This window comes from Hallerella sp. (genome assembly GCF_022776125.1).
GTDB classification, from domain to species: Bacteria; Fibrobacterota; Fibrobacteria; order Fibrobacterales; family Fibrobacteraceae; genus Hallerella; species Hallerella succinigenes.
Genome location: NZ_JALFIA010000012.1, coordinates 1 through 2,893, shown reverse-complemented (window position 1 = coordinate 2,893; position 2,893 = coordinate 1). Strand labels below are relative to the sequence as shown.

3 protein-coding genes are annotated in these 2,893 nt (G+C 43.7%); 1 reads left to right on the top strand and 2 read right to left on the bottom strand.

The window, feature by feature from the left end:
- On the bottom strand, nt 1-137 hold a 137-nt coding region (locus tag MR847_RS01130; protein ID WP_502798490.1), incomplete at its 3' end, for a GTP cyclohydrolase I.
- 24 nt (nt 138-161) lie between these two features.
- Nucleotides 162-1,991 carry a CotH kinase family protein gene (locus tag MR847_RS01125; RefSeq protein WP_287722696.1) on the bottom strand — a complete coding sequence of 610 codons (1,830 nt, stop codon included), beginning with the start codon at nt 1,989-1,991 and terminating at the stop codon, nt 162-164.
- Nucleotides 1,992-2,659: 668 nt separating this feature from the next.
- On the opposite strand from MR847_RS01125, the gene MR847_RS01120 reads away from it, so the two are divergent.
- Nucleotides 2,660-2,893 (top strand): hypothetical protein (locus MR847_RS01120; protein ID WP_287722694.1); only part of this gene is annotated, 234 nt, incomplete at its 3' end.

Here is a 2,893-nt window from a genome sequence, read left to right as displayed (position 1 = left end):
CCGGAAAGACCCGTCATGAGCTCTTGATACATCTTCGCGACACGCTTCGGAGTATCAATGAGACCTTCACGGTGAATGTCTTCGCCCATACCTTCCAAAATCATGCGGAAGCCGTCTTCCATCATCTTTAGATTCATCATGTTTAAAAGATAGGAATTTTGCTATTTCACCTTGCGCGTAAAATAGGGGCCAGTCGGTATTTTTTGAAGTCCCTTGCGGCCCAAGTATTGCCCTAGACTGTTGAACACGTCATACATCCCCGTAGATATATCCTTTTGGGCCTTGCTGACAGAATCCTCTGCCGTTGTGTCGAGCGAGATATCCGCCCAATGAGCTGTTAGCGCCACATCTTCTGTTAAGTGATAACCATACAATCTTTTATTGATGCGTGGAGTTGTATCTTCTTTAACACTCCATCCGGCGAATTCAAAGCCATTTCTTTGAGCTTGAGGAATATCGATTCGGCTTAAGAAACGGATGGAATCTGGATATTCGACATTATAATCCAAACGTCCCCCGTTTAATTCATACACAATACCATAACTCTTGGCCATCGCCTCGTTCATCCACGCAAGACGGCGTTCAAACCAGTTCAAGGCTTCGTGGTAATCTCCATCTACCAAACGCCTCCAGGGAGAATTCCACCGGGCAGAATCACAATAACGCGATATATCAATCGGTCCTTCTAAAGCAGTCTCCAATTCTTCCATCCAGCTTTGAAACGCCGATAAAAGCATCGGTTGAATGGAATCAAACAAATCTTTGTACCGATTGATAAAAGTCGTATTTACGCTTCGGAACAAGTAAACCGCATACGCCCGATCCAAATTATGCTGCTTTCCCCATTCATCTTCTTGTATAAAATTGGAATCGAAATCCCAATTGGAAAGCATATAAATTTTGGAATCTGCGGAATTCTCCTTTGCCATAAAAGCGTTTGAACCGGCCGCATCCCAAGAGCCAAGCAAATCATGCACCAAAATCCAACGGGCAAAGCTTTCTACATCCAAAATGTCTTCGTATGTGCCGTCCGTAATGTGCGTTTCAACGTCGTCCATTAAATTTTGGATGTATTCTAGCTGTTTTGCCGTTACATCGTCTTCGTCAGGATATTTGAACGTATATTCCAAGCCATACCGTTCCGTTTTAAACCAAACGTCTTCATTCCACCAATAGGCATCCCGTTCGATGATGTACCCGTCATCGGAAATATTCACACGGCTTGGGCCCTGATTGATGGATTCCATCAGCAGATACAAACCTCGATAATCCCCATTGATAAAAACGTTTACGAAGGCGTATTCGGGAGTCCACGGAAATCCGACAATATCGCAGATTTTGAAACCAATCCACGTATGGGATGTTTCTGTGGAGGCCAATAAAATCCAATTTTTATCTGCATAGTCCGAGGCGCTCCATTTTACAGTATCGCGCGGGACTAACGCCGAAAGTAAATCAGCCTCCTTTTGCAGCTTTAATTTGTACGAAGATTTGCCGTTGATTTTTACACTGGTATTCCCACGAATTTTAATCGTGAGACCGCTTTTCTTTTTTTGATATTCACCGCTTTCGTAAAGAAGGTTCCCCGATGCGTCGTAAATTTGCATGGAAGAAGGAACCTTGGTTGCATTGGCAATGCTTTGACTATATTCTGTTGGACCGTAAACGATATCGGTTGTGGGCATTTCGCCATCGACTGTCTGAATTTTTACCGTCGGCAAGCCCGTGAAAACGACAATCATCGAGGTTAAAACGGCATCCAAATTCTCTAGATTTTTTTTCACGCAATTATACTGACGACACCCTGCTTGATCAAATTCTTCTGTTGCATATTCGTAACCGGTTGCCCCTTCAATCGGCTCTGCCCCTAAATACCACTGATAAGAAATTTCACCGATCGCATTTTCGTTTGGCCATTCTACATCGCAAGCTAGCAAGACCGATTCCCCCGCCATCGAAAAATGGATGGGCACAGGACTTGTGGCAAACACACTCCCACTCCAAAACAAAATCCAACAAAAACAAGCCTTCGGCACATCCCCCTCCTGCCCAAAAGACGCAGTGGCTCCACCAGCCTTTAATGTAAATTATTAGTGTCCGGTAAAAATATAGCAAAAAATAAAAATGGCAGGTTCCTCAGACGAAGAACCTGCCCGTTTTGTTTTTACTTTGTAATTATGGGGAAGCTTACACCCTCACCTCCACCGTCGAAGGTCTCATGGACAAGCATGACTACGGTAGATTCGAAGTCTGCAGCCTGCAGGAGTACCATAGACATATCGTGAAATAGACGAGAGAACGGACCTGCGGTCCTTCAGACGAGAGACGAGAGGAACGCAGGATAAAAACGCTCTCCGCGTGTCATTGCGGCATTGCGCAGAGCGCATGACAACATCGGCTCGGCAACGCCCATGCAAGCATGGTCGCCGCTCTCGCCTCGCGTGTCATTGCGAGGAGACAAAAGCCTCCGTGACAATCTAACGCATTAAAGGACTTGAGATTAATTCTCAAGTCCTTTTTCTTTTTTTCCTTCAAATACGTATATTTATATTAGAGTCCAAGGAAAATTTCTATAATGTCTAGGCCCTAGAATTTTCGCAGCTTAGACTTTTATTCTTGACTATTTATTGACACGCGAATGAATAAAAAGAGGCTGATTATGAGAACCTACAACGCAAATCTTTATGCAGATCATATTGAGAATTTACTGAACGAGACTCCGACTCCATTTTTAGATGTAGATGAATTGTCGTATCTAATGCATCTTAGTGACAAAGCATTATTGCACTATTTGAATCACAAAACAGGGCTTGGACTTGATGTCCCATTTATGATTTCTGAATACGCAACGGCATTCAAGGATCAAGAAAATTCCCCAAGTCCACTAGTTGTT